A 26,423-nucleotide genomic window follows, 5' to 3' on the forward strand; every position below is an offset into this window, starting at 1 on the left:
GCAGACCAGGCGAACCAAGCAGACCAGGTGAAGCCGGCCGCGAAAGAGACGCCGGTCGTGAAAGAGCAGCGGTTGCGCAGGGTGGGGTGACAGAGCGTGCGGACGATCGTGGTGTGGTGCCCTGACTGGCCGGTGATCGCGGCCGAGATCGTCGACGGGTACCCGGCGCACGAAGCGGTGGCGGTCATGCACGCCAACCGGGTGCTCGTGGCCTCGCCGGCGGCGCGGGAGGAAGGGGTGCGGCGCGGGCTGCGCAAGCGTGAGGCGCAAGGGCGGTGTCCGCATCTCATCGTGCTCGAGCACGATCCGGGGCGGGACATGCGGGCGTTCGAGCCGGTGCTCGCGGCCGTCGAGGCGATCGCCTCGGGGGTCGAGGCGCTGCGGCCGGGGGCCTGTGCGCTCGCGGCGCGCGGGCCCGCGCGGTACTACGGGGGCGAGACCGTGGCGGCCGAGCGCATCGTCGAGCAGATCGCGCAGCAGTGTGACGTCGAGGCGCAGGTGGGCATCGCCGACGGGACGTTCGCGGCAGGGCTGGCGGCGCGGGCGGGAGTGGTCGTGCCGGACGGGGAGACCGCCGGCTTCCTGTCGGAGCTGAGCATCTCGGCGCTCGGGCGGCCGGGGCTGGTCGACCTGCTGCGGCGGCTCGGGATTCACACGCTCGGGGAGTTCGCGGCGCTGCCGGGTGCCGACGTGCTGGACCGGTTCGGGTTCGACGCGGCGCTCGCGCACCGGCTCGCCGGCGGGCGCGACGAGCGGCCCTTGGCGCCGCGGAAGCCGCCGGCGGACCTGGACGTGGCCGAGACGTTCGACGAGCCGATCGAGCGGGTCGACGCGGCGGCGTTCGCGGCCCGGGCGCTCGCCGAACGGCTGCACGACCGGCTCGGGTCGCACGGGCTGGCCTGCACGCGGCTCGCGATCGAGGCGGTCACCGAGACCGGCGAGGAACTGGTGCGCACCTGGCGCCACGACGGGCTGCTGAGCGTGAACGCCATCGCCGACCGGCTGCGCTGGCAGCTCGACGGCTGGCTCCGAGGGCGCAAATCAGGACAAAACTCCGAGCCGTACGAGCCCGGGCAAAACGCCGAGCCGCACGAGCCCGGACAAAACATCGAGCCGTACAAGCGTGGGCAAAACGCCGAGCCGTACAAGCGCGGGCAACACACCGAGCTGTACAAGCATGGGCAAAACGCCGCGCCTACGGCGGGCATCACCCGCCTGCGGCTCATACCCGAAGGCGTGGTCGAGCACCTCGGGCTGCAACCGGGACTGTGGGGAGAGGCCGGCGAGGAGCGCGACCGGGCGCACCGGGCGTTCACGCGGGTACAAGGCCTGCTCGGACCCGACGCCGTGCTCACCGCGGTGCTCGACGGCGGGCGCGCCGACCGCAGCCGCATCCGGCTCGTGGCCTGGGGGGACGAGCGGGTCGCGCAAGGGGTCGAGGCGCCCTGGCCGGGTCGGCTGCCGGGGCCCAGCCCGGCCACCGTGTACGTCGAACCGATCCCGGCCGAGGTGCTCGACGCCGACGGGCGGATCGTGCGCGTCGGCGGGCGGCTGGAGCTCAGCGGGGTACCAGCGAAGGCTCGAATCGGCACGGAAGAGCACCCGGTCGGGATCGTCGGCTGGGCCGGGCCCTGGCCCGTCGACGAGCGCTGGTGGGCCGACGGCGAGTCGTGGCGGGCGGCCCGGTTCCAGCTGCAGCTGGCCGATGACCGGGCCTATTTGGCGGTACTGCAGAACGGAACCTGGTTCATGGAAGCGCTGTACGACTGATGGGATTCAACAACCCCGACGTCCCGTGGTCCGAGCTGGAGCGGAGGCTCTCCGGCCGCAAGCGCGACGGCAAGAGCTGGGAGACGCCCGGGCCCGACTACCACCCGGACGTCCTGTCCGCCGATCACGGCGACGGCGGCGACTCGCCGGCCTGGACCCGCAAGCGCGCGGAGTACTCGGCGCCGCCACTGGAGCGGCCCGTCGACGCCGTGCCCTACGCCGAGCTGCACTGCCACAGCAACTTCAGCTTCCTCGACGGGGCGAGCCACCCCGAGGAGCTGGTCGAGACGGCGGCCCGGATGGGGCTGTCCGCGGTCGCGATCACCGACCACGACGGGTTCTACGGCGTGGTGCGCTTCGCCGAGGCGGCGCGGGCGCTGGAGATGCGCACCGTGTTCGGCGCGGAGCTGTCGCTGGGGCTGCCGGGGCCGCAGAACGGCGAGCCGGACCCGCTCGGGCGGCACCTGCTGCTGCTGGCGCGGGGGCCCGAAGGCTACGCCCGGCTGTCGCGCACGATCAGCGAGGCGCACCTGCGCGGCGGGGAGAAGGGCCGGCCGGTGTACGACCTGGAGGAGGCCGCGGCGGCGCTGCGCGACCACGTCATGGTGCTGACCGGGTGCCGCAAGGGGCACGTGCCGGCGGCGCTGCTGTCGGCGGGGGTGGACGCGGCGCGCGCGGAGCTGGACCGGCTCGTCGCGCTGTTCGGGGGCGAGTCGGTGGCCGTCGAGCTGACCTCGCACGGCGACCCGCTCGACGACGAGCGCAACGACGCGCTCGCCGACCTCGCGCTCGAGCGGCGGCTCGCGGTCGTGGCGACGAACAACGTGCACTACGCCGCGCCGGGGCGCCGCCGGCTGGCCACCGCGCTCGCCGCCGTGCGGGCCCGGCGCAGCCTCGACGAGATCGACGGCTGGCTGCCCGCGGCCGGGACCGCGCACCTGCGCAGCGGCGCGGAGATGGCCGCCCGGTTCGCGGCCTTCCCGGATGCGGTACCGCGGGCCGCCGCCCTCGGCGCCGAACTGGCCTTCGACCTGCAGCTGGTGGCGCCGAACCTGCCGGCGTACCCGGTGCCCGTGCCGGGCGTGTCGGAGATGCAGTGGCTGCGGCACCTGACGGCGCAGGGCGCGGCGGAGCGGTACCCCGGCAACCAGAAGGCCCACGAGCAGCTCGAACACGAGCTGGCGCTGATCGAGGAGCTGGACTTCCCCGGGTACTTCCTGGTGGTGCACGACATCGTCACGTTCTGCCGCGACAACGGCATCTACTGCCAGGGGCGCGGGTCGGCGGCCAACTCGGCGGTGTGCTACGCCCTGAAGATCACCAACGTGGACGCGGTGCGGTGGGGGCTGCTGTTCGAGCGGTTCCTGTCGCCGGAGCGCGACGGGCCGCCGGACATCGACATCGACATCGAGTCGGACCGCCGCGAGGAGGTCATCCAGCACGTCTACGGCAAGTACGGGCGCACGTTCACCGCACAGGTCGCCAACGTCATCTCGTACCGCCCCAAGTCCGCGGTCCGCGACATGGCCAAGGCGTTCGGGCACTCGCCGGGGCAGCAGGACGCGTGGAGCAAGCAGGTCGAGCGCTGGGGCTCGATGGCCACCGCCGAGCTCGAGGAGATCCCGGCGCCGGTCGTGGACTTCGCGGGCGACCTGCTCTCGTTCCCGCGGCACCTGGGCATCCACTCCGGCGGCATGGTCATCTGCGACCGGCCGGTGATCGAGGTGTGCCCGGTCGAGCACGCCCGGATGGAGAAGCGCACCGTGCTGCAGTGGGACAAGGACGACTGCGCCTCCGTCGGGCTGGTGAAGTTCGACCTGCTCGGGCTCGGCATGCTCTCGGCACTGCGGTACGCGTTCGAGATGATCGACTCGGAGCTGGACATCGCGCACATGCCGCTGGACGACACCGAGGTGTACGACATGCTCTGCCGGGCCGACTCCGTCGGGGTGTTCCAGGTGGAGAGCCGTGCCCAGATGGCGACCCTGCCGCGGCTCAAGCCGCGCACGTTCTACGACCTCGTCGTCGAGGTCGCGCTGATCCGGCCCGGCCCGATCCAGGGCGGCTCGGTCCACCCGTACATCCGGCGCAAGAACGGCCTCGAAAAAGTGTCGTACCCCCATGCTTTGCTGGAGCCGTCCCTGAAGAAGACGCTCGGCGTCCCGCTCTTCCAGGAGCAGCTCATGCAGATGGCCATCGATGTTGCCGGGTTCACGCCGGCCGAGTCCGACGAGCTGCGCCGGGCCATGGGCTCGAAGCGCTCGATGGATCGGATGACCGCGATCCGCACCCGCCTGTTCGCCGGCATGGCGAAGAACGGGATCACCGGCGCCCTGGCCGAGGAGCTGTTCGACAAGCTGGCCGCGTTCGCCAACTACGGCTTCCCGGAGAGCCACGCGATGAGCTTCGCCTATCTGGTGTATGCCAGCGCCTGGCTCAAGCGCTACCACCCGGCGGCGTTCTGCGCGGCGCTGCTCAACGCCCAGCCGATGGGCTTCTACTCGCCGCAGTCCCTGGTCGACGACGCCCGCCGGCACGGCGTCACGGTGTTGCGCCCGGACATCAACGCCAGTGCGGCGGCGGCGACGTTAGCCGAAACATCCGAAACATCGGGCACATCCGACAAGCCGAGCGAGTGGGGCCGCGGCGGGCCGGCGGTGCGGCTGGGGCTCAAGGCGGTCCGCTCGCTGGGCGACAAGGTCGCCGAGCGCATCGAGGAGGAGAGGCGCAGCGGCGGGCCGTATGCCTCGATGAGCGACCTCGCGCGGCGGGCCGGGCTGTCGGCGACGCACCTGGAGGCGCTCGCGACCGCGGACGCGTTCGCCTGCCTCGGGCTGACCCGGCGGGAGGCGCTGTGGGCGGCCGGCGCGGCGGCGCAGGAGACGGCGGGGCGGCTGCCCGGCACGACCGGCGGCACGCAGGCGCCGATGCTGCCCGGCATGGACGCCGTGGAGCGCATGGTCGCCGACGTGTGGGCGACCGGCCTGGCGCCGGACGCGCACCCCGCTCAGTTCGCCCGCCCCTACCTCGACACGATCGGCGCCCTGTCGGTCGAGGCGCTGCGAGAGGCGCCCGAGGGCCGGCGCGTGTCGGTCGGCGGGATCGTCACCCACCGGCAGCGCCCTGCCACGGCCGGTGGGGTGACGTTCATCAACCTCGAGGACGAGACCGGCATGCTCAACGTGACCTGCACGCCGGGGCTCTGGCAGCGGCACCGCAAAGTCGCCCGGACGGCGAACGCCATGATCGTGCGGGGGATCCTCGAGAAGGCGGAAGGGGTGCTCAACCTGCGGGCCGATCACCTCGCGGTGCTGAGCCTGCCGATCCGCTCGCCCTCCCGCGACTTCCGTTAGGAGGCCGGCAGGCGGTCCCAGTCGGCGGCGAACTTCTGCGGGTCGTAGGGGTCGGCCTTGATCGGGATCACGCCGCCGGGCTGCATGACCGAGACGCGCTCCAGCGGCACGGCGAACACGGCTGGGCCGGCGACCGGGGCGCGGCCCTCGACCTGGATGTGCAGCTGGGCGGAGTACACCGGGCGGCCCTGCTCGTCGAGGCTGCCGGCGAACTCGGCGGACAGCACGCGCACCGTGCCCGGCACGCCCGTGGCCAGGATCTGTGCCTTGGCCCGGGCCGCCTCGGCGGGGTCGACCGGCGCCGGGGTGGCCACCGCGCGGCGGATCTCGTCGGCGCTGGCCGACGGCACGAACTCCCAGTCGACGAGGATCCGCTGCCGGTCCTGCGCGTCGACCCGCACCGACAGCGGCCGGCCGCTGCCCAGCATGCCGAGCGCGATGAACGGCACGAACTCCTTGATGCTCGCGTCGTAGGTGCCGTGGCCGGGCGCGGTGATCCGCAGGTCGAGGGCGACCTGCGGCTGGTCGTTGAGCGTCACGCCGGTCTGGCGGGCGCCGAGCACCTGCGCGGTGCCCAGCACGCCCCGCTCGCGCAGGTAGCGGGCCATGGCCGCGCGGCGGGCGAAGCGCATGCCGAGCATGAACAGCAGCACGGCGCCGAGGATGAGCACAGTGCCGACGATCGAGAAGGTCATGCTCGCCTCGGGGACGACGCCGGCGGTGCCGGCGGAGAGGAAGCCGACGCCGAGGACGCCTTCGAGGGCGGCCACCAGGTACAGCACGATGGCCGGGCCGCGGGATGTGGTCATGCGCGAATGGTGGGGGACGTCAATCCCTCGGCGCAGTCGCCTCCGCGACGGGTTCGCGTCGGGAGGTACGCCAAAGCCAGAACAGGCCGACGAACGGGAGCACCAGGGGTACGTATCCGTATCCCTGGCCGAAGTCCGACCAGACGGTGGCGTCCGGGAACGCGCCGGCGTCGACCAGGCTGACCGTGCCGACGGCGAGCACGCCGATCAGCTCGAACCCGACCGCGGCGAGCGCGACGCGGCGGGAGGCGGCGCTGGAGCGGGCCAGGGCGACCGTCGCGACGATGTAGACGAGCGCGGCGAGGGCCGACAGCGAGTACGCCAGCGGCGCCTCGTCGAACTTGGTGCTGATCTGCACGCCGGCGCGGGCGCTGGCCGACAGCGCGAAGACGCCGTAGATGAAGACGAGCACGCGGCCGAAGCCTCGGTTGAGGGGTTTCGTTTCAGCCATTCCAGATCTGTCCGAGTCGCAGGATGAGCACCGGCACGATGACCGCCGCCGCGCCGATGAGCAGCGAGCCCCACTTGGTCGGCTCCATGCGGGCCAGCACGATGCCGGCCGGGGGCAGCAGAACGGCGGTGAGCAGGTACCCGATGAGCGTGACCAGGTCGCCGCCGGCCGGGTCCTGCCCGCCCGCCAGCTTGACCGCGAGCACCACGACCTGCACGAGCACCAGCGCCTCGACGCCCCACACGCCGGCGAAGAGCGCCCGGCTCGGCTCGCGCTGCCGGAAGAACTCCACGAACGCCCAGGCGGCGAGCGCCAGCGACAGCACGTGGGTGGCGACTGCCAGCGGCCCGATCACGGCGGCCAGCGTAACCCCGCGAGCCCGGGGCGCCCGCCGCGGGCCTCGGCCACCCGGCTGACGCGTCCCTGCCGATGAGCGTGGTTCACTTTTTGTCGGCTACCCGCCACTGGCACGTTTCCGGGATATTTCCACGGGACGGTGGCCTTACCGTTCAACGCAACGCAACGACGACCAAGGGGACAGCATGAGCGACTTCGACGCCGGCGACAGCGGCCACGACGTCGACTACGGCCACTTCGAGTCGGGCCAGGAGCACGATGGTCTCGACCAGCTCCACCAGGCCCACGGCTCGGAGGCTGACTACAACAGCCAGTTCGGTCAGTACGAGCAGGACCACCACGCCGCGGAGTCGACCGACTTCTCGCAGGGCCACCACGTCGAGTACGACCAGGCCCCGGCCCAGCACTTCGAGTCGGACGACTACACCAACTACAGCCACGACGCGTCGGTCGACGACCACGTCTTCGCGGCCGAGGGCTCGGAGAACTCGCACCAGGCCGAGTTCGGTGAGCTCGACGCGCTGCAGCAGCGCTTCGACGCCACCTTCGCCGAGGGCACCGAGTTCCACGGCGGCGACGCCGGCCTCGGCGTCGCGTCCAACTGACCCAGCTTCGCAGAGGGCCCGGCCGAATGGATCGGCCGGGCCCCTTCGCGTCTGCGGACTAGTTAGTGGCCGGAGATGGCGTGCGGGACGTAGGGGGCCTCGAGGCGCTCGATCTCCTTCTCGTCCAGGGTGAGCTCCGTGGCGGCGATCGCGTCGTCGAGGTGGTTGAGCTTCGTGGCGCCGACGATCGGGGCGGTCACGATGGGCTTGGACAGCAGCCACGCCAGGGCGGTCTGGGCCGGGGTGACGCCGCGCTCCGCCGCGACCTCGGCGTTGACGTCGACCACGGCGAAGTCGTCCTCGGTGTAGAGGCTGTCGCCGAACGGGTCGTTGTTGGCGCGGGTCGTGCGGCGCTCGCCGCCGCGGCCGCGGTTGCCGGCCAGCAGACCGCGGGCCAGCGGGCTCCACGGGATGACGCCGATGCCCTGGTCCGCGCAGAGCGGGAGCATCTCGCGCTCCTCCTCGCGGTACACGAGGTTGTAGTGGTTCTGCATGGACACGAACGGGGTCCAGCCGTGGCTCGCGGCGATGTACTGGGCCTTCGCGAACTGCCAGGCGTACATGCTCGACGCGCCGATGTAGCGGGCCTTGCCGGAGCGGACGACGTCGTGCAGTGCCTCCATCGTCTCCTCGATCGGGGTGTTCGGGTCCCAGCGGTGGATCTGGTAGAGGTCCACGTAGTCGGTGCCGAGGCGGCGCAGCGAGTTGTCGATGCCGGCCAGGATGTGCTTGCGGGACAGGCCGCCGTCGTTGGGCGCGTCGCCCATCCTGCCGTGGACCTTCGTGGCCAGCACGTAGTCGTCGCGGCGGGCGAAGTACTTCGCGAGCAGCCGGCCGGTGATCACCTCGCTGGCGCCGAGCGAGTACACGTCGGCGGTGTCGAAGAACGTGATTCCGGCCTCGACGGCGCGCTTGACGAACGGGTCGGCCTCCGCCTCCTCGAGGGCCCACGGGCGCTGGGCGGGGTCGCCGTAGCTCATCATGCCAAGACAGATTTCGGAAACCTGGAGGCCGGTCCGGCCGAGTCGCACCTGTTTCATGTCTGAAAAACTATCGCGGTGCCTACGTTCGGACGACTGCATCTCGTGACCGACACCCGGCCCGGCCGGAATCCGCTGGACATCGTGGCGGCCGCGCTGCGCGCCGGCTTCGACGTGATCCAGGTGCGGCCCGAGGACCACGTCACCGACCGCGAGGCCTACGAGCTGACCGTCAGGGTGCTGGCGATGTGCCGCGAGCTGGGCCGCACCTGCCTGGTCAACGACCGGCTGCACATCGCGCTCGCCGCCGGTGCCGACGGCGGGCACGTCGGCGCCGACGACCTGCCCGTGGCCGCGGCCCGGCGCATCCTCGGGCCGGACGCGATCCTCGGCGCGACCGCGCGCGACCCGCAGACCGCGCGGCGCGCGGTCGCCGACGGGGCCTCCTACCTGGGCGTTGGGCCGGCGTTCGCGACCACGACGAAGTCCGGGCTGCCGGACGCGATCGGGCCGGCCGGGATCCGGGCCGTTGCGCAAGCAGTGTCGGTACCCGTGGTGGCGATCGGCGGCGTCACCGCGGACCGGGCGGGCGAGCTCTACGCGGCCGGCGCGCACGCGGTGGCCGTGGTCGGCGCGGTCAGCGGCGCGGCCGACCCCTTCGCGGCGGCGGCGGAGTTCGTGCGATGAGCGTCGGGATCATCGGCGGCGGCGTCATCGGGCTGTCGATCGCGTTCGAGCTGCTGGAGCGCGGCGTCGAGGACATCACCGTCTACGACCCGGACCCGAGCGCCGGCGCCGGGCAGGTCGCGGCCGGCATGCTCGCGCCGACCGCCGAGTCCAACTACGGCGAGGAGGCGCTGCAGGCGCTCATGCTCGAGTCGATGGGGCGCTGGGCGTCCTTCGCCGGGCGGGTCGAGGCGCGCACCGGGCACGACCTGGCGTACCGCGCCGAAGGGACGCTCCTCGTCGCGCTCACCGGCGACGACCAGGCCGAGATCGACCGGCTGGTGGGGTACTACCGCCGCGCCGGAACGCCGATCGAGCCGCTCACCGGCCGGCAGCTGCGCGAGCGCGAGCCGCTGCTCTCACCGCGGGTCCGCGGCGGCGCGTTCGCGCCCGGCGACCACCAGGTCGACCCGCGCCGGCTGCTGGGCGCCCTGCGGAGCCTGCCGCTGCGGTTCGCGCCGCACAAGATCGACGAGCTGTCCACGCTGCGGGAGGATGTGATCATCATCGCCACCGGCGCCGGCTCGGCGTCGCTGACCGGCCTGCCCGTCCGGCCGGTGAAGGGCCAGCTGCTGCGGCTGCGCGGGCCCGAACCGCTGCTCACGCACGTGATCCGCGGTGTTGCGAGCGGCCGTCACGTGTACCTCGTCCCGCGCGCCGACGGCGAACTGGTCATCGGCGCCACCGAGGAGGAGCGCGGCGCGGACACGACGGTGACCGCCGGCGGCGTGCTCGACCTGCTCCGCCCGGCGGCCGACCTGGTGCCCGGCGTCGCCGAGCTCGCGCTGGCCGAGACCCTGGCCGGCCTGCGGCCCGGCACGCCGGACAACGCCCCGGTCCTGGGCCGGCTGGACGGGGACCGCGTCCTCGTGGCGACCGGCCACCACCGCAACGGCGTGCTGCTGGCCCCGGTCACCGGCGAGGTCATCGCCGACCTGGTCACCAGGGGAACGACCAGCGTGGACGTTACCCCCTTCGGGGCGGGTCGCTTTACCTGAGCCCGGCCGCGGCGTTATGGTCGAGGCGTACCCCACGGGAGTCCGGTGTGACCGGGCTGAGAGGGGGGCTGTGAGCCCCCGACCGTCGAACCTGATCCGGATCATGCCGGCGCAGGGAGGCAGGAGTGAGCCGTATGCACCTCGTAGTCAATGCCGTCGCATCGACCGTCGACGACGACACCACCGTCGCCGACGTGGTGCGCACGCTCGCCGGGGATGACCCGCGCGGGATCGCCGTCGCGCTGAACGGGGACGTGGTGCCCAGGGCGCGCTGGGCGGACACCCGCCCCGCCGACGGCGATCACGTCGAGGTGCTCACGGCGGTGCAGGGTGGATGAAGGCCTCTTCATCGCGGGCAAGGAGCTTTCTTCGCGGCTCATCCTCGGCACCGGGGGCGCGACCAGCCACGCCGCACTGGAGGCGGCGATCCGGGCCAGCGAGACCGCGCTCGTCACCGTGGCGCTGCGCCGGCTCGACCCGGCCGCGCCGTCGCTGCTCGGCGTCATCGAGCGCTGCGGCGTGCGCGTCCTGCCCAACACCGCCGGGTGCTACACGGCGACCGAGGCGGTGAAGCTCGCCCACCTGGCGCGCGAGGCATTCGGCACCGAGTGGGTGAAGCTCGAGGTGATCGGCGACGAGGACACCCTCCTGCCCGACGGGGTCGAGCTGGTCGCCGCCGCCGCGCAGCTGGTCGAGGACGGTTTCGTCGTCCTGCCGTACACCAGCGACGACCCGATCCTCGCCCAGCGCCTCGCCGACGCCGGGTGCGCCGCCGTGATGCCCCTCGGCGCGCCCATCGGCTCCGGCCTGGGCATCCGCAACCCGCACAACATCGCGCTGATCCGGCAGAAGGTCACCGTCCCGGTCATCCTCGACGCCGGCATCGGCACCGCCTCCGACGCGGCCCTGGCCATGGAGCTGGGCTGCGACGGCGTGCTGCTCGCCTCCGCGGTGACCCGGGCGGAGGACCCGGCGCGCATGGCCGAGGCGATGCGCCTCGCGGTGCGGGCCGGGCGGCTGGCCTACGGCGCCGGGCGCATCCCGCGCCGGCTGCACGCGACCGCATCCAGCCCGACCGGAGGTATGCCGTGGTAGAGCCCGGCCTCATCGTCTTCACCGACCGCCGGCAGGCCGAGCGGCCGCTGGAGGAGGTGATCGCGATGGCGATCGACGGCGGCGCCCGCGCGGTCGTCCTGCGCGAGCACGACCTCCCGCCGCGGCGGCGGCTCAAGCTCGCCTCGGCGCTGCGCACCGCCCTCGACGGCGTCGGCGGGCGGCTGCTGCTCGAGGAGGACCCGGCGCTGCGCAAGTGCCACTGCCAGGAGGACCTGGTCGCGGCCGGCGAGGACGGCGGCGTCGACTTCGCCACCCTCTCGCCGATCTACCCGACGCGCAGCAAGCCCGGCTACGGCCCGCCGCTGGGCCTGGCGGCGCTGGGCCGCATGGCGCAGGTCGCGCCGGTCCCGGTGTACGCGCTGGGCGGGGTCGACACCGCGGTCCGCGTCCGCGACTGCCTCGACGAGGGCGCGGCCGGCGTGGCCGTGATGGGTGCGGTCATGCGGGCCGAGGACCCGGCCCGGTTCGTGAAGGAGCTGCTGACCGCATGAGCGGCCCGAACCCTCCCGTCGCGATGACCATCGCGGGCTCGGACTCGGGCGGCGGCGCCGGCATCCAGGCCGACCTCAAGACGTTCGCCTCGCACGGGGTGTTCGGCACCAGCGTGATCACGGCGCTGACCGCGCAGAACACCGTGGGCGTGCGCGGCATCTCGGCCGTCGCGCCGGACTTCGTCGCCGCGCAGCTCGACGCCGTCCTCGACGACCTGCCCGTCGCCGCCGTGAAGACCGGCATGCTCGCCACGCCGGAGACCGTCGCGCTCGTCGCGCGCTACGCGCCGAGGCTGCCGGCCCTGGTCGTCGACCCCGTCCTCGTCGCGTCCTCCGGCGACCGGCTGTTCACCGCCGACGCCGAGCGGGCGTATCTCGAGCTGCTCTTCCCGCACGCCGCCGTCGTCACGCCGAACCTGCGCGAGGCGTCGGTACTGCTCGGCCGCGACGTGCTCGACGCCGACGACGCCGTCAAGGCCGCCGCCGACCTCGCCGCCTACGGCCCGCGCTGCGTGGTGGTCAAGGGCGGGCACCTGCGCGGCAGTGCCGAGGCCGTCGACGCGGTCTGGCACGACGGGCAGGTCACGCTGCTGAGTGCGCCGTGGATCGACACGGCCAACAACCACGGCACCGGCTGCACCTTTGCCGCCGCCACCGCCGCCCTGCTGGCCGGCGGCTCGTCCCTGCCCGACGCGCTGTCGGGCGCCAAGTCCTACGTCCACTCCGCCCTCGTCCGGTCCGCGGACTGGACCCTCGGGTCCGGCCACGGGCCGCTCGCCTGGGGTCTCTGAGATTTCGGACATTTCAGGCCCCTTGATGTGGAGGGGCCTGGTTCGCCATGCCCTTTTGCAGGAGGAGCGCATGAAACGCAAGGTGTACGTGCCCGGCTCCCGGCCCGACCTCCGGGTGCCCTTCGCCGAGGTCGAGCTGACCGGGGACAACCCGCCGGTCCGGCTGTACGACACGTCGGGGCCGCTCAACGACCCGCCGGTCGGGCTGGCGGCGCTGCGGGCGCCGTGGATCGCCGAGCGCGGGCCGACCGAGCGCACGCAGCTGTACTACGCCCGCCGGGGCGTGATCACCCCGGAGATGGAGTTCGTGGCGATCCGCGAGAACGTCGAGCCGGAGCTGGTGCGCGACGAGATCGCGGCGGGGCGGGCCATCCTGCCCAACAACGTCAACCACCCGGAGAGTGAGCCGATGATCATCGGGTCGCGGTTCCTGGTGAAGGTGAACGCCAACATCGGTACCAGCGCGGTCTCCTCGAGCGTGGAGGAGGAGGTCGCCAAGCTCACCTGGGCCACCCGCTGGGGCGCCGACACGGTCATGGACCTCTCGACCGGCAAGCACATCCACGCCACCCGCGAGGCGATCGTGCGCAACTCGCCGGTCCCGATCGGCACCGTGCCGATCTACCAGGCCCTGGAGAAGGTCGGCGGCGACCCGGTGCGGCTGGCCTGGGAGGCCTACCGCGACACGATCATCGAGCAGGCCGAGCAGGGCGTCGACTACATGACCGTGCACGCCGGGGTGCTCATGCGGTACGTGCCGCTGACCGTCAAACGGGTCACCGGCATCGTCTCGCGCGGCGGCTCGATCATGGCCGCCTGGTGCCTCGCGCACCACCAGGAGAACTTCCTGTACACCAACTTCGCCGAGCTCTGCGAGATCTTCGCCCGCTACGACGTCGCGTTCTCCCTCGGCGACGGCCTGCGCCCCGGCTCGATCGCCGACGCCAACGACGAAGCCCAGCTGGCCGAGCTGCGCACCCTCGGCGAGCTCACGAGCATCGCGTGGGAGCACGACGTCCAGGTCATGATCGAGGGCCCCGGCCACGTGCCGATGCACAAGATCAAGGAGAACGTGGACCTGCAGAAGGAGTGGTGCCACGAGGCGCCCTTCTACACGCTGGGCCCGCTGACCACCGACGTCGCGCCCGCATACGACCACATCACGTCCGCAATCGGCGCCGCGATGATCGCCATGCACGGCACCGCGATGCTGTGCTACGTCACCCCGAAGGAGCACCTCGGCCTGCCCGACCGCGACGACGTGAAGGCGGGCGTGATCGCGTACAAGATCGCCGCGCACGCCGCCGACCTCGCCAAGGGCCACCCGGGCGCGCAGGCGTGGGACGACGCGCTGAGCAAGGCCCGCTTCGAGTTCCGCTGGGAGGACCAGTTCAACCTGGCGATGGACCCGGACACCGCGCGGGCGTACCACGACGAGACCCTGCCGGCCGCACCCGCCAAGACCGCGCACTTCTGCTCCATGTGCGGCCCCAAGTTCTGCTCGATGAAGATCAGCCAGGACCTGCGCGAGTACGCCGAGCTCGGCATGCGGCAGAAGTCGGAGGAGTTCGCGGCGGCGGGCGGTCAGGTGTACCTGCCGCTGCTCCACTAGTGTCGGTCATGTGGAGTCTTCTGCACCCCGCACCGCAGTGGTCTGGCAGGTGCTGCGCCGTGAGCTTGCCCGGGCCGACCGGCCGCTCAACGTGCTCGACGTGGGCGGCGGCACCGGCGGGTTCGCCGTGCCGCTGGCGCTCGCGGGCCACACGGTCACGGTCGTCGACGCCAGCCCCGACGCGCTCGCCGCGCTCATCCGCCGCGCCGCCGAGGCCGGCGTCGGTGAGCGCGTGCGGGCCGTGCAGGGCGACGGCGACGGCCTCGCCGACCTGGTCGAGCCCGAGACGGTCGACCTCGTGCTCTGCCACAGCCTGCTGGAGGTAGTGGACGACCCGCACAAGGTCGTCGCCGCGCTCGCCGGGACCCTGCGCCCCGGCGGCGCGGCGAGCGTCCTGGTGGCCAACCGCGCCGCCGCCGTGCTCGCCCGGGCCATCAACGGCAACATCGCCGCCGCCTCCCTGCTGCTGGCCAGCCCCGCCGGCAGCGGCGACTCGCGCGACCGCCTGCGCCGCCGCTACAGCGCCGACACCGCAACCGCCTTGCTGGACGAGTGCGGCCTGGCCGTCGAGCAGATCCACGGCGTGCGGGTCGTCGCCGACCTGGTCCCCGGCACCGTCGCCGAGAGCGAGCCGGAGGCCCTGGCGGCGTTCGAGCTCGTCGTGGCCGGCACCCCGCCGTATCGCGACATCGCCACCCAGCTGCACCTGCTCGCCCGCCGCTCGTGATGGACCCGCTGGAGCCGGTCTCGCCGCGGTACGGCTCGGGCAGCCTTGCCGACATCATGCCCAGCGCCCTGCACGCGCTGGGCGTCGCCGGCGAGCCCGACCCGCTGGCCCTGGCGCGTTCGCTCGACGGCGTCCAGCGCATCGCCGTCGTGCTGCTCGACGGCCTCGGCTGGCACCAGCTCCCGACCGCCGCCCCGTCGGCACCCACGATCGCCGACATCGCCGCCGGCCGCATCGGCGAGGCCCGCCGCATCACGGCCGGCTTTCCGTCCACCACCCCCGTCAGCCTGGTCACGCTGGGCACCGGCACCGCTCCGGGCCGCCACGGCATCGTCGGCTTCACCCTGAACCGCCCCGGCACCGACCAGGTCGTCAACCACCTCTACTGGACCGACGAGCCCGACCCGGCCGAGTGGCAGCCGGTCCCGACGGCGTTCACGCGCGCCTACGAGGCCGGCCTTTCCCCGACGGTCGTCACCAACCCGGCGTTCACCGACAGCGGCCTGACCCGCTCGGCGTACCGCGGCGCCCGCCTGGGCCCCGGCGCCGCCGCGGACGCGGTGGCCGACGAGATGATCGGCGCCCTGTCCGAGTCGCGCCTGGTCTACGGCTACCTCCCGGACGTGGACCGCGCCGGCCACGATTTCGGCATCGGTACCCCCGAATGGCACACCGCCGCCGCGGACGCCGACCGCCTGATCACCCGCCTGACCGACGCGCTTCCCCCGGATTCGGCCCTGGTCGTCACGGCCGACCACGGCCAGCTGGACATTCCGCCGGACCGCCGCATCGACCTTGACCTCGACCCGCGCCTGACGGCAGGCGTGACCGTGGTCGCCGGCGAGCCCCGGGTCCGCTACCTGCACACACAGCCCGGCGCCGAGCAGGACGTCCTGTCCGCCTGGCGCGAGATCCTGTCCGACGGCGCCGACGTCCTGCTCCGCGAGGACGCGGTCGCGCGCGGCTGGTTCGGCACCGTCCCGGAGTCGCACCTGACCCGCATCGGCGACGTGGTCGTGGCCTGCCGGGAGCGCTGGGTGGTCCTGGCCAGCGCACACGAGCCCGCTCGTTTGTCCCAGATGATCGCCTTCCACGGCTCGGCAACGGCGGCAGAGATGGAGATCCCTCTGCTGCTGGTCCGCCGCTGAGCTTCGGCCGCTCGGGCTTTGCGACAAGTCGGGCGCTGGCGCGCCACGACTTGTCGGATTTATACCCCGCCAGGCGAAAAATCGGATGAAAGGTGCTAGCCGGCGTCTTGGTCCGGCGCGGGGTCTGACTTATGCGCCGATAGAACGATTCGACCGCCTGCTCGGCGCCCCGCTCGATCGGCCGACTGTCGGGGCGCTGTGGCCCGGGAAACGGGAGCGCGGTCGATCGGCCTACGTGCTTATGCGCTGAATGCGCGATTCGTGCGGGTGACCGGCAGGGGTGAAGCCGGGATGGCGAGGAGTGCGGTCAGGCGGCGTACGTGGCGGGCCAGCTCCCAGGCCGGCATCTCGTCGCCCGCGTGCTCCGCGACCAGGTCCAGCAGCTCGGCGCGGTCCCGCGCGACCACGACGCCGGGGGTGACGGCGCACGGGTCGTCGGACAGCACGGCGACGTGGGCGCGCCGCACGCCAAGCCGGCCGGTGCGGTCGACGAACGTCTCGCCCGGGATCAGCAACGGGACGCGGCGGGCTCGGGTCCAGCCGGCGACCAGGAGTACCGCTGCGGCTTCCGGGTTCATGGCTCTTGACCACTCCGGTGTCGCAGTGATCACCAGGCCGGGGGTGACGCAGCGGGTCAGGGCCGGCTGGCGGCGGCGGAGGCCCTCGAGCGCCGCGACGACCGGCGCCAGGGGCGAGGTCATCGCGACATAGGCCATGCCAGGAAGGTAAGGCAAACCTAAGTTTTCGTCAATTTTGTCAGAGGGTCCCGCTAAGGTTCGCGATGTGGGGCGAAGTCAGGTTGTACCGCGTGGAGGAGCCGGGGAGTTCGGGCCCGACGCCGACGACACCGGCTGCACGGTGCTGCACGTCGACATGGACGCCTTCTACGCGTCGGTGGAGATCCGGCGGCGGCCGGAGCTTCGGGGCAAACCGGTCATCGTGGGCGGGGCGGGTCCGCGCGGGGTGGTGTCGGCGGCGAGCTACGAGGCCAGGAAGTATGGGGTGCGCAGCGCCATGCCGGGCGCCCGGGCGCAGCGGCTGTGCCCGCATGCGATCTTCCTGCCGCCCGACTTCTCGGCCTACACCGAGGCTTCCCGGGCCGTGATGGCGATCTTCCGCGACGTGACGCCGCTGGTCGAGCCGCTCTCGCTCGACGAGGCGTTCCTCGACATCGCCGGCGCGCTGCGGCTGCTCGGGCCGCCGGCCGGGATCGCGGCGATGATCCGGCGGCGGGTGGCGCAGGAGCAGCGGCTCACCTGCTCGGTCGGGGTGGCCGCGACGAAGTTCCTGGCGAAGCTCGGCTCCACGCGCGCCAAGCCGGACGGGATGGTGGTGATTCCCAAGGAGCGTGAACTGGAATATCTGCACCCGTTGCCCGTGGAGGCGCTCTGGGGCGTGGGGGAGCGCACCGCCGAGTCCCTTCAGCGGCTGGGGCTCAAGACCATCGGCGACCTGTCCGCCGCGCCAGTGGGCATGCTGCGCTCGGCGGTGGGTGACGCCGCCGCCCACCACCTGCACGAGCTGTCCTGGGCTCGTGACCCCCGGCGGGTGATTCCCGACCACGTGGAGAAGTCGATCGGCGCCGAGACCACGTTCGACGTCGACGTGAGCGACCTGTCGACCATCCGACGCACGATGCTGGCGCTGTCGGACAAGGTCGCCCGCCGCCTGCGCCAGGCCGGGCAGGCCGGCCGGACCGTCTCGGTCAAGATCCGGCTGGCCGACTTCCAGACGCTCAGCCGATCACGCACCGTAGACGTGCCGACCGACGTGAGCCGCGAGATCTTCGAGATCGGCTGGGCGTTGTTCCAGGCCGGCCGACCCGGCGAGCGCATCCGCCTCGTCGGCGTGCGCGTCGAGGGCCTCGTCCACGCCGATGGCACCCCGCGGCAGATGACGCTGGGTGAGCGTGATCATGGCTGGCGCGACGCCGAACGGGCCGCCGACGCGGTCGCCGCGCGGTTCGGCGCCGGCCTCGTCAAGCCCGCGAGCCTGCTGCGCGGCGACGGCATGCGCACCGACGGAAATGGAGCCGCACCGGGCGGGGAGGGGGCAGGAGAGTCCCAGAGGCGACACAATGGAAGGACATAGGAGCCACACTCGTCGGAAAATCGGCACGGCCGGACCATCGTCCCGCTTTCCGACGCGTTGACCCCCTCGTAAACTTGCCAGTACGCAGCCGTCCGGCTGTGCCGGACTGCCGGTCCCTCAAGACCGGCCTTCGCGACCGGGGAGGAGTGCCGTGCCGCTCTCGGAGCACGAGCAGCGGCTGTTCGAGCAGATCGAGCGGTCGCTAGCCGAGGATCCCAAGTTCGCTTCGGCGGTGCGCGCCACCGACCCGCGGTTCCATGCCAAGCGCCGGATGATCGCCGCAGGGATCCTGCTGCTGGCCGGCATGGCGCTGCTTGTCTACGGCGTGGCAATTTCCATCCCACTCCTGGGCGTGGGCGGCTTCCTGGTCATGCTGTGCGCTCTGGCGTTCGGCGTCCAGGCATACCGCCGCGGCCAGACCACCGACCTGCACGCCGTCGGCGGCACGGCCTCGCGCCGCACCCGACAGCGGCGCGGCGGCCTGGTGGATCGCCTCGAGGAACGCTGGCGCCGCCGCCCGGAGGGCGACCTCTGACGACGGCCTGACTGACCCACGGTCGACCACCGCAGGCACACAGGGTGGAGGTCGAAGAGTGGGTACCACACGCCCTGCCTCGGCCGACCATGGCCGGTGCGGGGCTTTGTGAGTTCATCGCGCCTTCGTGGCCCCGAACCACTCGCCCCTCGTACTCGCACGAGCGCCCCCAAAGGCCCAACCCACCTCGCTGAGCCACGGCCTCGGCCGGCGCGCAACGTCGGCGCCTCGGATGTTGCCCAGCTCAATGATCAGTCCGGCCACTGGCTCAGCCGGCGCGCAAAGTCGGCGCCTCGGATGTTGCTCGGCTCGGTGACGTCCCCGATTCCGGCCGCGATCGCGACGCCGACCTCGACGGGCCGCGCCGATGGTGCGGCCATGCGGCCATTCGGCCTAGTCCAGCCACTCGGGGATGCTGATGGTCCCGGTCGGCGCGCTCGGCGACGTGGCCCAGAGGAAGCGCGGCGAGCTCGGCCAGCGACGGGTCGGCGTCCGCGAGCGGGCTGATGCGGGCGACCACGACGGCGCCGGGGAGGTTCGGGTCGTTCACGCAGTCGCCGACCAGCCAGCTGTTGTCCTCGACGTGGACCACCTCGCGCGCCGGTTCCTCGCCCGTGAGCACGGTGCGCCGGATGACGGCGCCACGGTGGTGTGGGAAGCGGCCGCCGGGGAACGGGAACTCGACGCTGCGGAAGATCTCGTGCGACACGCAGCGAGTGTCGCCTATTCGCAGCAGAGCGGCGTTTTCTCTCCACGATCAGGCCCGCGCGACGGCGACAAGCGGACATGGCCATCAACGTGGAGACATAGCGCACCTGGGAGTACATGATGTCTCCACGTTCTTCGCGATGTCCGATTTGTCGCCGTCATTCGCGTCAACGTGGAGAGAAAATGCCGGGTGAGCGGCGATCGCCGCGCTGAGTATGGCCTTTGCCCGTATTTATAGGCTGTCAGGGTATAAATCCGACAAGTCGTGGCACGGAGTGCCCGACTTGTCGGAAAAGCGCCCGAACACGCCAAAGAAAGGGGGACGCCCCCGGCAAAGGTGGACGTCCCCCTCGACTTCGACAGCGGTCAGCGGCCGGATCGGCGGGCCACCATGCGGCGCACGCTCAAGGTGCGCATCAAGGAGTCCCAGCCGCGGCCGATCGAGAGCGTCAGGGCGCTCGAGCGAATGCCCGCGTTGGTCCGCCAGCGGCGCAGGACCGACGGGGGCAGGAACCGCGCTATCAGGCGGACCTTGCGCGTCGCGTTCGCGGCGAAGGCGGACTCGACCGAGGACAGGGCGGTGCGCAGCTCGCGGGCCGAGAGCGGGCTGCGGGCATACCGCGCGTGCTCCTCGACCGTGCTGAGCAGGCGCGCGCCCGACTCGGCCTTGTCGCGCAGGCGCTCCTTGCGCACGAGGCGGTCGACCGTCGCGCGCGGGGTCTCGGCCTCGTCGATCGTCACGCGGTAGTCGGTCATGGTGTCCAGCAGCTCGTCCCACGCGCGGTGGGCGTTGTCGCGGGCGACCAGGGCCGAGCGGTCGTCCTCCGGCAGGACGGTCATCTGCGGGCCGTCGCCGACCGGGACGCCGACGGGCGTGCCGGGGCCGGCGGCGGCGAAGGTGAGCCGTCGGCGGCGGGTGCGTGCGCGGGCGAAGCCGGGCAGGGCCAGGAGCAGGAGCAGCAGGACCGCGGCCATGAGCGCGATGCCGGGGGCGCTCGCGGCGAAGTTCCCCACGCGCTGCGAGAGCGACAGCTTGGTGTTGATGTCGCCGCCGCCCGTGTTGCCCGGGTTCTCGTGGCCGGTGAGGCCGGGGTCGCCCGCGGCGGCGGAGCCGCTCGGCAGCGGCTGGCTGCCGCGCCGGTTCGGGTCGTCGTTGCCGTTGGCGGTCTCGGCGGCCGGCATGTACGAGGTCTGCACGGAGCCGCCGATCGCGGTCGACGGCGTCGCGTCGAACGGCAGCCAGCCGTAGCCGGGGAAGTACACCTCGGTCCACGCGTGCAGGTTGAAGTTGGTGAGCATCATGGCCTTGGTGCCGGCCGGCGAGCCGCCGCGGGCGAAGCCGAACGCCACGCGGGCCGGGATCTTGGCCTCGCGCAGCAGCCAGCCGAAGGCCGCCGCGTACTGGGCGCAGTAGCCGCGCTTGTTGTTCAGGAAGTCGGCGATCTTCGTGCCGCTGGTGTCGGCGCCGGTCGAGGTGTCGTAGGTGAACCCGTTGTCCGGCGAGAAGAAGTCGAAGATCGCCTTGACCTTGTCGTACTCGGTCGTCTTGCCCTTGATGAGCTCCTCGACCTTCGACTTGACCACCGGGTTGGCGGGGGCGGTCGCGAGGTCCTTGAGCTGCGGGCTGCTCGTGTCGACCGGCGCGGCGGCGCGCAGGTCGTCGGGGGAGATCTCCGGGCGCGTGTACGTCACGTTGTAGGACTTCTTGGCCGTCGTCTCCTTGTTGGAGTACACGACGGCGGTCTTCGGGTCGAACGCCCAGTTGTTGCTGACCTTGTCGATCTTGGTCGGCCAGGTGTAGATCGGCAGATAGTTGATCGCGAGCTCGTTGGTGACCTCGACGCGGGCGGTGTGGGTCGCCGACTTCACCGACGGGCCCCACTCCGGCTTGCCGAAGCCATTGCCGACGGGCGCGCCGCCGCTGATCGGCCGGGCGCTGAAGCCCTTGGCGGAGAGGTCCTCGAGGACGTTGAAGCGCAGGTAGAACGGTTGGGTGTCGTCGAGGTCGGTCACCTTGACCATCTCGACCGACTTGTTGCGGTTGAGCTGGCCGGACAGCAGCGCGAACATGCTGACCGACTTGCCGTTCTTGCCGTTGCCGATCCCGGCGCCACTGCCGCCGCCCGCGCCGCCGCCGAGGCTGTCGAGCAGGCCGGCCGGCATCGCGAACGGGATGAGCGGCAGGAGCACGGCGGCGACGACGCTCAGCGCGCCGAGGCGCTGGCCGGCCGCGGCGAGCGGGGACGGCTCCCACAGGTCGACGTCGCGGCCGTCGCCGGTGAAGCGGCGCCCGAAGCGGCGGACCCGGTCGACGTTGTCGGTGACGAGCAGCCACAGGAAGCCCAGGGCGCCGAGCACGAACGGGAACCAGCTGGTGCTGTCCGTGTCGACGGTGACCGGCACCGAGTAGATCGCCAGCATCGGCAGGCCGGCCAGCGCCGGGCGGCGGACCACGACCGCGAACAGGTCGACGAGCAGGGCCACCGCGGCGACGCCGAGCGTGGCCAGGAAGAGGAAGCCCTCGCGGTCGCCGACCGGCGTCGCGTACTCGCTCATCTCCTCCGACGCCGTGCGCAGCAGCTGCCCGAAGTGCACGATCGTGCCCGGCGAGGGCACGATCCCGAGGTACTCCTCGTGGCTGCGGTACAGCCAGGTGAGCGCGAGCAGCCCGGACAGCGCCATGGCCGCGCTCGGCGCCCACGACGGCGCCCGGAGGCTGCGCACGAGCAGCCCGACGCCGCACATGACGGCCACGACCAGGAACGAGCGGATCGCCCAGGTGTAGTTCTCGAAGACGTTGGTCAGCGGCAGCGACGCCAGGAACGCCGATCCGGCCGCGATCAGCGTCAGGTGCTTGCGTTGGTTCACCGGACCCCTCCAGCGACGCTCTCCGCCGATGCGGCCCGCCAGGCGAAGCCCTGCGAACCCCGGCCGGTCTGTGGCCACAGGGCGGAGAGCTTGGCCCCGTGCGGCACCTCCACGACCCGCCAGCCGCTGCGCAGCAGCGCGAGCGACGCGACGCCGTGCGCCTTGTCAGCCTCCTCGCGCGCCGCGGTCGGCAGGTTGAGCCAGGTCGAGGAGTCGATGAACAGTGCGACGCAGGTCGCGTTGTTGGAGCGGAACGAGGCGAGCAGCTCGGCCTCGGCCGAGGACAGCAGGCCGAAGATGCCGATGATGAGGCCGCCGTCGCTGCGGCGGCGCACCCGCTCGATGAGCGTGCCAATGTCGCCGCGCTGCGCCAGCCGCACGTCGGCGAGCTGGTCGAGCAGCGGGCCGTCGCCGTCGATCTCGGTCGCGTCGACGTCGACGCCGCCGTCGGTCACCAGGCGCATCTTGTACCCGGCGTGGCGCAGGTGCACCGCGATGCTCGCGGCCGCGGACACCGCCCACTCGAAGCTCGCCGTCGGGCCCTCGCCGCGGTGCGCGGCCGCGCGGGTGTCGAGCACCACGGTGGCCCGGCTCTCCCACGGCTGCTCCTCGCGGCGGACCATGAGCTCGCCGGTGCGCGCCGTCGAGCGCCAGTGCACCCGGCGCAGGTCGTCGCCGTAGCGGTACTCCCGGGTGGCCGCGTCGTCCTCGCCGTGCACGGCAACGGAGCGGGCGCGGCTGTCGCCGGAGCCGGCGAACTCGCCGGCCAGGCGCACCGAGGGCAGCGGCACGACCTGCGGGATCACGGTGAGCCGGTCGACGGACGGGAACGCCCGGGTCAGCTCGCACAGCCCGAACGGGTCGGTGAGCCGCACGACGAGCGGGCCGACCTCGTAGCGGCCGCGCACGTCGGCGCGCACCGTGTAGGCGACGGAGCTGGCCTGGTGCGCGCCGAGCTTCTCCAGCACCAGGCGCGGCCGGCTGCCCAGCGCGTAGGGCAGCCGGTCCTCCAGCAGCATGGTGCCGGTCGGCAGGCGGGAGAGGTTCTGCAGGCGCAGGATGACCCGCGCGCTCGCGCCCACCTGGACGCGGTGCGGGTCGAGCGTGCGGCTGCACGAGAGGCGGTAGCGGGTCCGCCCGACGTACGCCGCGGACAGCAACGGCAGCGCGGCGAGCAGGATCGCCACGCGGAGCAGGTCGCGTTCGCCGAGGATCAGGGCGGCGATCAGGGCCGCTGCGGCGGCGGCCAGGAAACTACGACCCCGGGTGGTGAGCCCCCGCAGCGCCTCTCGCATGTTCAGCGGCCCCCGTACTGCTGGGGCCGCTGCTGCTGCCGCGTGTCGTACGGCGAGCGCTGCTGGCGGTCCGACGGCAGCGGCAGGCGGTGCACGAGCTCGGCGATGATCGCGTCGGTGGTCCGGCGGGACAGCTGGGCCTCGGCCGTGGGGATGACGCGGTGCGCGAGCACCGGCACGGCGAGCGCCTGCAGGTCGTCGGGGAGCACGAACTCCCGGCCCTCGATGGCGGCGACGGCGCGGGCGGTACGCAGCAGCTGCAGCGTGGCGCGAGGGGAGGCGCCCAGGCGGAGTTCGCCGGCCTCGCGGGTGGCGGTGACGATGTTGACCGCATACTGCTTGACCGCATCGGCGACGTGAACGTCACGGACGGTAGCGATCATCCGGCGGATTAACGAGCCGTCGGAGACGGGGACGAGGTCCTCCAGGGCGTCGTGGCGCCCGTGCACGTCGAGCATCGCGAGCTCGGCGCCCATGTCCGGGTAGCCCATCGCGATGCGGGCGGTGAACCGGTCGCGCTGGGCCTCGGGCAGCGGATACGTGCCCTCCATCTCGATCGGGTTCTGCGTGGCGACGACCATGAACGGCACCTGGAGCGGGTAGGTCGCGCCGTCGACGGTGACCTGCCGCTCCTCCATGCTCTCCAGCAGCGCCGACTGGGTCTTCGGCGAGGCCCGGTTGATCTCGTCGCCGACGACGATGTTGGCGAACACCGCGCCCGGCTTGAACTCGAAGTCGCGCGTCTCCTGGTTGTAGACGCTGACGCCGGTGACGTCGCTGGGCAGCAGGTCGGGCGTGAACTGGATGCGCCGGACCGTGCAGTCGATCGAGCGGGCCAGGGCCTTGGCCAGTTTGGTCTTACCGACACCGGGAACATCCTCGATCAGAAGGTGCCCCTCGGCGAGCAGGACGGCCAAGGCCAACCGCACGGTTGCGGTCTTGCCCTCGATGACCTGTTCGATGTTGGCGACGATCGCATCGGTCGCGGCGCGGAACTCGGGCGTGGGTAGCGGGGCTCCGAGTTCCTCGAACGTGCGGTGCCTGGTCAACTGGCCTCCTCATGGTCGTGCCGTGGCCACCGTTAGGTGTAAGACCCGTAGGTGAACCGCCCGGTTGCGTAGAAACGTTGTCATCGGATCGCAACTCGAGCCGTCGTATCCCCTCAGGCTAGCCGGGGAATTGACAAGGCGCCGGACGGGAATCCGTCTATTGCGGACATCCCGCCCGGCGGGTCGCGGCGATTTTTTGAACGCCCGGACGTACCCCGACAAATCCGGGGTAAACGATTGCCCGGGATGTCGGCCGCGGTCGATTGGGGCAGACTTGAGCGGGTGGATGCCGGTCAGCTCATCAACGGCCGATACCAGCTGGTCGAACGGCTGGGCGAGGGCGGCATGTCGGTGGTGTGGCGCGCCGACGACCTGGTGCTGGGCCGGGAGGTCGCGGTCAAGGTCCTCGCGCGGCGGCTTCGCGCCGATGCCGAGTGGCGCCGGCGCATCCGCGCCGAGGCCCGGGCCGTTGCGCGTCTTTCGCATCCGAACATCACGAGCGTCTACGACTACGGTGAGACCGACGGCGATGCACCGTTCGTGGTCATGGAGCTGCTGCGCGGGCCCAACCTCGACCAGCGGCTGCGCTCCGGGCCGCTCCCGCCGGCCGCGGCGCTGCGCGTCTGCGCCGAGGTCGCGGCCGGGCTGGCCGCCGCGCACGCCGAGGACCTCGTGCATCGCGACGTCAAGCCGGCCAACGTCATGCTCACGCCGGACGCGGCCAAGCTGCTGGACTTCGGCATCGTCGGCGTCGCGGGCGTGCCCGACGCGCCCGGCGGCGACCTGGTGCTCGGCACTCCTGCTTACCTGGCGCCCGAGCGGCTGGTCTCCGACGACGTCACGCCGGCCAGCGACGTGTACGCGTTCGGGCTGCTGCTGTACCGCTGCGTCACCGGCCGGCTGCCCTGGGACAACGAGACGACGACGCAGATGGTCATGGCGCACATGACGGTCACGCCGGAGCCGCTGCCCGAGCTGCCCGGAATCCCGCCCGACGTGCGCGAACTGTGCATGAGCTGCCTCGCCAAGGACCCCGCGGACCGTCCGGCCGCCGTCGTGGTCGCCGCCCGCCTGGCCCGGGCCGCGGGCATCGTTCCGCGTTTTTCTTTGGTACTCCAGGAGCCTGCTCCGGACGCCGACGAGCACACGACACGGGTCGTGGCGCCGGTCGCGCGCATCGACGGTTCGACGCCGATCGAGCCCGTGGCCCAGGGCCGGCGTGTCCTGGCCGCCATCGGCGTGCTCGCCGCGATCGCCGCGCTCCTCGTGGCGTACACCCTGACGAGACCCGTCGCCGAAACCGGCGTCGAGGCCGGCGGCTCGCCTCCGGTCGGGCCGGCGACGGGGGAGGCCGGCCCGCTCGGCGGCGCGACCACGCAGGGTGGCCCAACCGTCACGCCCTCGGGCCCGGGCGTCGTGCCGCGGCCCGCCGCCGAGGACCACGGAAACCGGGGCGAACAGGGCGATCAGGGTAACGAAGGCAACGGGAACGGTCGGGTCGCCACCGGGCCGAGCGCCAGCCTGTCGACCGGCGGCGGCGTGGTCGTGGCCGCCTGCGCCGGGCACAAGGTCGCCGTCCTGCAGGTCCTGCCGGCCCCCGGCGCCGAACTCGTCGGCGCCGACCTCGGGGTGCACACCAAGGCGCACGTCGAGTTCAACCGTGACGGCCGGCGGCTGCGCTACGTCGTGTCCTGCCCGGACGGCAGCCCGGCGGTGACGGCAGCGTGACGCTGGGTGAGTTCGGACAGACAGGCGGGAAAACGGCTCGTCCGCTGCGGTACACTGCCCGTATGACCCGGACGTCCCTGCTTCTTAGCGGGCCGTGCTGACGCATTAGCTGCGGCGGCACGGCGACCCCTCCTGCGTGAGGGGTTTTTTCATGCCGTTTTCCGATGAGGAACAATGCTGCTGGGGAATCCCGAGATGAAGCCGAGATTAGGTGG

At 72.3% G+C, this 26,423-nt stretch carries 24 protein-coding genes and 1 riboswitch; of the genes, 15 read left to right on the forward strand and 9 right to left on the reverse strand.

Going from position 1 to position 26,423, the window contains the following annotated elements; genetic code table 11:
- The first annotated feature begins 96 nt into the window (after positions 1 to 96).
- Both ABD901_RS28450 and ABD901_RS28455 read left to right on the forward strand, forming a co-directional pair.
- A complete protein-coding gene (locus tag ABD901_RS28450; RefSeq protein ID WP_345131046.1) occupies positions 97 to 1,770 on the forward strand; it encodes a DNA polymerase Y family protein in 1,674 nt (557 codons plus the stop codon).
- On the forward strand, positions 1,770 to 5,123 hold the full coding sequence (locus ABD901_RS28455) for an error-prone DNA polymerase (RefSeq protein ID WP_345131048.1): 3,354 nt from the start codon (positions 1,770 to 1,772) through the stop codon (positions 5,121 to 5,123). The genes ABD901_RS28450 and ABD901_RS28455 overlap by 1 nt, the downstream gene beginning before the upstream one ends.
- Here the strand turns inward: ABD901_RS28455 and ABD901_RS28460 are convergent.
- Genes ABD901_RS28460 through ABD901_RS28470 form a run of 3 tightly spaced genes read right to left on the reverse strand, consistent with a single transcriptional unit; the run spans position 5,120 to position 6,738 of the window.
- The gene (locus ABD901_RS28460) at positions 5,120 to 5,932 is read right to left on the reverse strand and encodes a hypothetical protein (protein WP_345131050.1); all 813 of its coding nucleotides are present in this window, start codon (positions 5,930 to 5,932) and stop codon (positions 5,120 to 5,122) included. The genes ABD901_RS28455 and ABD901_RS28460 overlap by 4 nt on opposite strands.
- Positions 5,933 to 5,951: 19 nt before the next feature.
- Entirely contained in the window at positions 5,952 to 6,383 is a 432-nt protein-coding gene (locus tag ABD901_RS28465) for a hypothetical protein (protein WP_345131051.1), read from the reverse strand.
- Complete coding sequence (locus ABD901_RS28470; protein ID WP_345131052.1) at positions 6,376 to 6,738, reverse strand: hypothetical protein; 363 nt, start codon at positions 6,736 to 6,738, stop codon at positions 6,376 to 6,378. The genes ABD901_RS28465 and ABD901_RS28470 overlap by 8 nt, the downstream gene beginning before the upstream one ends.
- 187 nt (positions 6,739 to 6,925) lie before the next feature.
- Between ABD901_RS28470 and ABD901_RS28475 the strand changes: the two genes are divergently transcribed.
- Positions 6,926 to 7,345 carry a hypothetical protein gene (locus ABD901_RS28475; RefSeq protein ID WP_345131053.1) on the forward strand — a complete coding sequence of 140 codons (420 nt, stop codon included), beginning with the start codon at positions 6,926 to 6,928 and terminating at the stop codon, positions 7,343 to 7,345.
- Positions 7,346 to 7,407: 62 nt separating this feature from the next.
- Here the strand turns inward: ABD901_RS28475 and ABD901_RS28480 are convergent, their stop codons facing one another.
- On the reverse strand, positions 7,408 to 8,385 hold the full coding sequence (locus ABD901_RS28480) for an aldo/keto reductase (RefSeq protein ID WP_345131055.1): 978 nt from the start codon (positions 8,383 to 8,385) through the stop codon (positions 7,408 to 7,410).
- An 18-nt stretch (positions 8,386 to 8,403) separates the two neighbouring features.
- Here ABD901_RS28480 and thiE point away from each other — a divergent pair, with 18 nt between their 5' ends.
- The 9 genes from thiE to ABD901_RS28525 all read left to right on the forward strand — a co-directional run bounded on the left by thiE (position 8,404) and on the right by ABD901_RS28525 (position 15,934).
- Positions 8,404 to 9,012: a thiamine phosphate synthase gene (gene thiE, locus ABD901_RS28485; protein ID WP_345131056.1), complete on the forward strand. Its 609-nt coding sequence runs from the start codon at positions 8,404 to 8,406 to the stop codon at positions 9,010 to 9,012.
- Complete coding sequence (gene thiO, locus ABD901_RS28490) at positions 9,009 to 10,049, forward strand: glycine oxidase ThiO (protein WP_345131057.1); 1,041 nt, start codon at positions 9,009 to 9,011, stop codon at positions 10,047 to 10,049. Before thiE ends, thiO begins: the two co-directional genes overlap by 4 nt.
- A 25-nt stretch (positions 10,050 to 10,074) precedes the next feature.
- Positions 10,075 to 10,185, forward strand: a riboswitch (TPP riboswitch).
- Positions 10,184 to 10,387, forward strand: coding sequence for a sulfur carrier protein ThiS (gene thiS / locus ABD901_RS28495; protein ID WP_345131058.1), 204 nt, complete (start codon positions 10,184 to 10,186; stop codon positions 10,385 to 10,387). (Overlaps the previous riboswitch by 2 nt.)
- The gene (locus tag ABD901_RS28500; RefSeq protein WP_345131061.1) at positions 10,380 to 11,144 is read left to right on the forward strand and encodes a thiazole synthase; all 765 of its coding nucleotides are present in this window, start codon (positions 10,380 to 10,382) and stop codon (positions 11,142 to 11,144) included. Before thiS ends, ABD901_RS28500 begins: the two co-directional genes overlap by 8 nt.
- Positions 11,138 to 11,656: a thiamine phosphate synthase gene (locus tag ABD901_RS28505; protein ID WP_345131063.1), complete on the forward strand. Its 519-nt coding sequence runs from the start codon at positions 11,138 to 11,140 to the stop codon at positions 11,654 to 11,656. The genes ABD901_RS28500 and ABD901_RS28505 overlap by 7 nt, the downstream gene beginning before the upstream one ends.
- The gene (gene thiD / locus ABD901_RS28510; protein WP_345131065.1) at positions 11,653 to 12,447 is read left to right on the forward strand and encodes a bifunctional hydroxymethylpyrimidine kinase/phosphomethylpyrimidine kinase; all 795 of its coding nucleotides are present in this window, start codon (positions 11,653 to 11,655) and stop codon (positions 12,445 to 12,447) included. The genes ABD901_RS28505 and thiD overlap by 4 nt, the downstream gene beginning before the upstream one ends.
- Before the next feature lie 70 nt (positions 12,448 to 12,517).
- Entirely contained in the window at positions 12,518 to 14,059 is a 1,542-nt protein-coding gene (gene thiC / locus ABD901_RS28515) for a phosphomethylpyrimidine synthase ThiC (RefSeq protein ID WP_345131067.1), read from the forward strand.
- A 10-nt stretch (positions 14,060 to 14,069) separates the two neighbouring features.
- Complete coding sequence (locus ABD901_RS28520) at positions 14,070 to 14,786, forward strand: methyltransferase domain-containing protein (RefSeq protein ID WP_345131069.1); 717 nt, start codon at positions 14,070 to 14,072, stop codon at positions 14,784 to 14,786.
- Positions 14,786 to 15,934 carry an alkaline phosphatase family protein gene (locus tag ABD901_RS28525; RefSeq protein WP_345131306.1) on the forward strand — a complete coding sequence of 383 codons (1,149 nt, stop codon included), beginning with the start codon at positions 14,786 to 14,788 and terminating at the stop codon, positions 15,932 to 15,934. Before ABD901_RS28520 ends, ABD901_RS28525 begins: the two co-directional genes overlap by 1 nt.
- A 239-nt stretch (positions 15,935 to 16,173) precedes the next feature.
- On the opposite strand, the gene ABD901_RS28530 is transcribed toward ABD901_RS28525, so the two are convergent.
- Entirely contained in the window at positions 16,174 to 16,650 is a 477-nt protein-coding gene (locus ABD901_RS28530) for a hypothetical protein (protein ID WP_345131071.1), read from the reverse strand.
- Between the two features lie 67 nt (positions 16,651 to 16,717).
- Between ABD901_RS28530 and ABD901_RS28535 the strand changes: the two genes are divergently transcribed.
- Both ABD901_RS28535 and ABD901_RS28540 read left to right on the forward strand, forming a co-directional pair.
- Positions 16,718 to 18,025, forward strand: a complete 1,308-nt coding sequence (locus ABD901_RS28535; protein WP_345131073.1) for a DNA polymerase IV — start codon at positions 16,718 to 16,720, stop codon at positions 18,023 to 18,025.
- A 151-nt stretch (positions 18,026 to 18,176) separates the two neighbouring features.
- Positions 18,177 to 18,560, forward strand: coding sequence for a DUF3040 domain-containing protein (locus ABD901_RS28540; protein WP_345131074.1), 384 nt, complete (start codon positions 18,177 to 18,179; stop codon positions 18,558 to 18,560).
- Between the two features lie 268 nt (positions 18,561 to 18,828).
- On the opposite strand, the gene ABD901_RS28545 is transcribed toward ABD901_RS28540, so the two are convergent.
- From ABD901_RS28545 to ABD901_RS28560, 4 genes are all read right to left on the reverse strand, one after another.
- Entirely contained in the window at positions 18,829 to 19,269 is a 441-nt protein-coding gene (locus ABD901_RS28545) for a hypothetical protein (protein WP_345131076.1), read from the reverse strand.
- Between the two features lie 365 nt (positions 19,270 to 19,634).
- Entirely contained in the window at positions 19,635 to 22,136 is a 2,502-nt protein-coding gene (locus tag ABD901_RS28550; protein ID WP_345131077.1) for a transglutaminase TgpA family protein, read from the reverse strand.
- Positions 22,133 to 23,431, reverse strand: a complete 1,299-nt coding sequence (locus ABD901_RS28555) for a DUF58 domain-containing protein (protein WP_345131078.1) — start codon at positions 23,429 to 23,431, stop codon at positions 22,133 to 22,135. Before ABD901_RS28555 ends, ABD901_RS28550 begins: the two co-directional genes overlap by 4 nt.
- 2 nt (positions 23,432 to 23,433) lie before the next feature.
- The gene (locus ABD901_RS28560) at positions 23,434 to 24,480 is read right to left on the reverse strand and encodes an AAA family ATPase (protein WP_345131080.1); all 1,047 of its coding nucleotides are present in this window, start codon (positions 24,478 to 24,480) and stop codon (positions 23,434 to 23,436) included.
- Positions 24,481 to 24,762: 282 nt separating this feature from the next.
- Between ABD901_RS28560 and ABD901_RS28565 the strand changes: the two genes are divergently transcribed.
- Positions 24,763 to 26,208 carry a serine/threonine-protein kinase gene (locus ABD901_RS28565; RefSeq protein ID WP_345131082.1) on the forward strand — a complete coding sequence of 482 codons (1,446 nt, stop codon included), beginning with the start codon at positions 24,763 to 24,765 and terminating at the stop codon, positions 26,206 to 26,208.
- Positions 26,209 to 26,423: the final 215 nt, after the last annotated feature.

Source organism: Dactylosporangium darangshiense (assembly GCF_039537565.1).
Classification (GTDB): Bacteria; Actinomycetota; Actinomycetes; order Mycobacteriales; family Micromonosporaceae; genus Dactylosporangium; species Dactylosporangium darangshiense.

Coding starts and splice junctions, on each gene's coding strand:
- thiO (WP_345131057.1), top strand. CDS start 9,009: ATGAGCGTCGGGATCATCGGCGGCGGCGTCATCGGGCTGTCGATCGCG.
- thiD (WP_345131065.1), top strand. CDS start 11,653: ATGAGCGGCCCGAACCCTCCCGTCGCGATGACCATCGCGGGCTCGGAC.
- ABD901_RS28475 (WP_345131053.1), top strand. CDS start 6,926: ATGAGCGACTTCGACGCCGGCGACAGCGGCCACGACGTCGACTACGGC.
- ABD901_RS28525 (WP_345131306.1), top strand. CDS start 14,786: ATGGACCCGCTGGAGCCGGTCTCGCCGCGGTACGGCTCGGGCAGCCTT.
- ABD901_RS28480 (WP_345131055.1), bottom strand. CDS start 8,385: ATGAAACAGGTGCGACTCGGCCGGACCGGCCTCCAGGTTTCCGAAATC.
- ABD901_RS28455 (WP_345131048.1), top strand. CDS start 1,770: ATGGGATTCAACAACCCCGACGTCCCGTGGTCCGAGCTGGAGCGGAGG.
- ABD901_RS28460 (WP_345131050.1), bottom strand. CDS start 5,932: ATGACCACATCCCGCGGCCCGGCCATCGTGCTGTACCTGGTGGCCGCC.
- ABD901_RS28465 (WP_345131051.1), bottom strand. CDS start 6,383: ATGGCTGAAACGAAACCCCTCAACCGAGGCTTCGGCCGCGTGCTCGTC.
- thiC (WP_345131067.1), top strand. CDS start 12,518: ATGAAACGCAAGGTGTACGTGCCCGGCTCCCGGCCCGACCTCCGGGTG.
- ABD901_RS28530 (WP_345131071.1), bottom strand. CDS start 16,650: ATGGCCTATGTCGCGATGACCTCGCCCCTGGCGCCGGTCGTCGCGGCG.
- ABD901_RS28555 (WP_345131078.1), bottom strand. CDS start 23,431: ATGCGAGAGGCGCTGCGGGGGCTCACCACCCGGGGTCGTAGTTTCCTG.
- thiS (WP_345131058.1), top strand. CDS start 10,184: ATGCACCTCGTAGTCAATGCCGTCGCATCGACCGTCGACGACGACACC.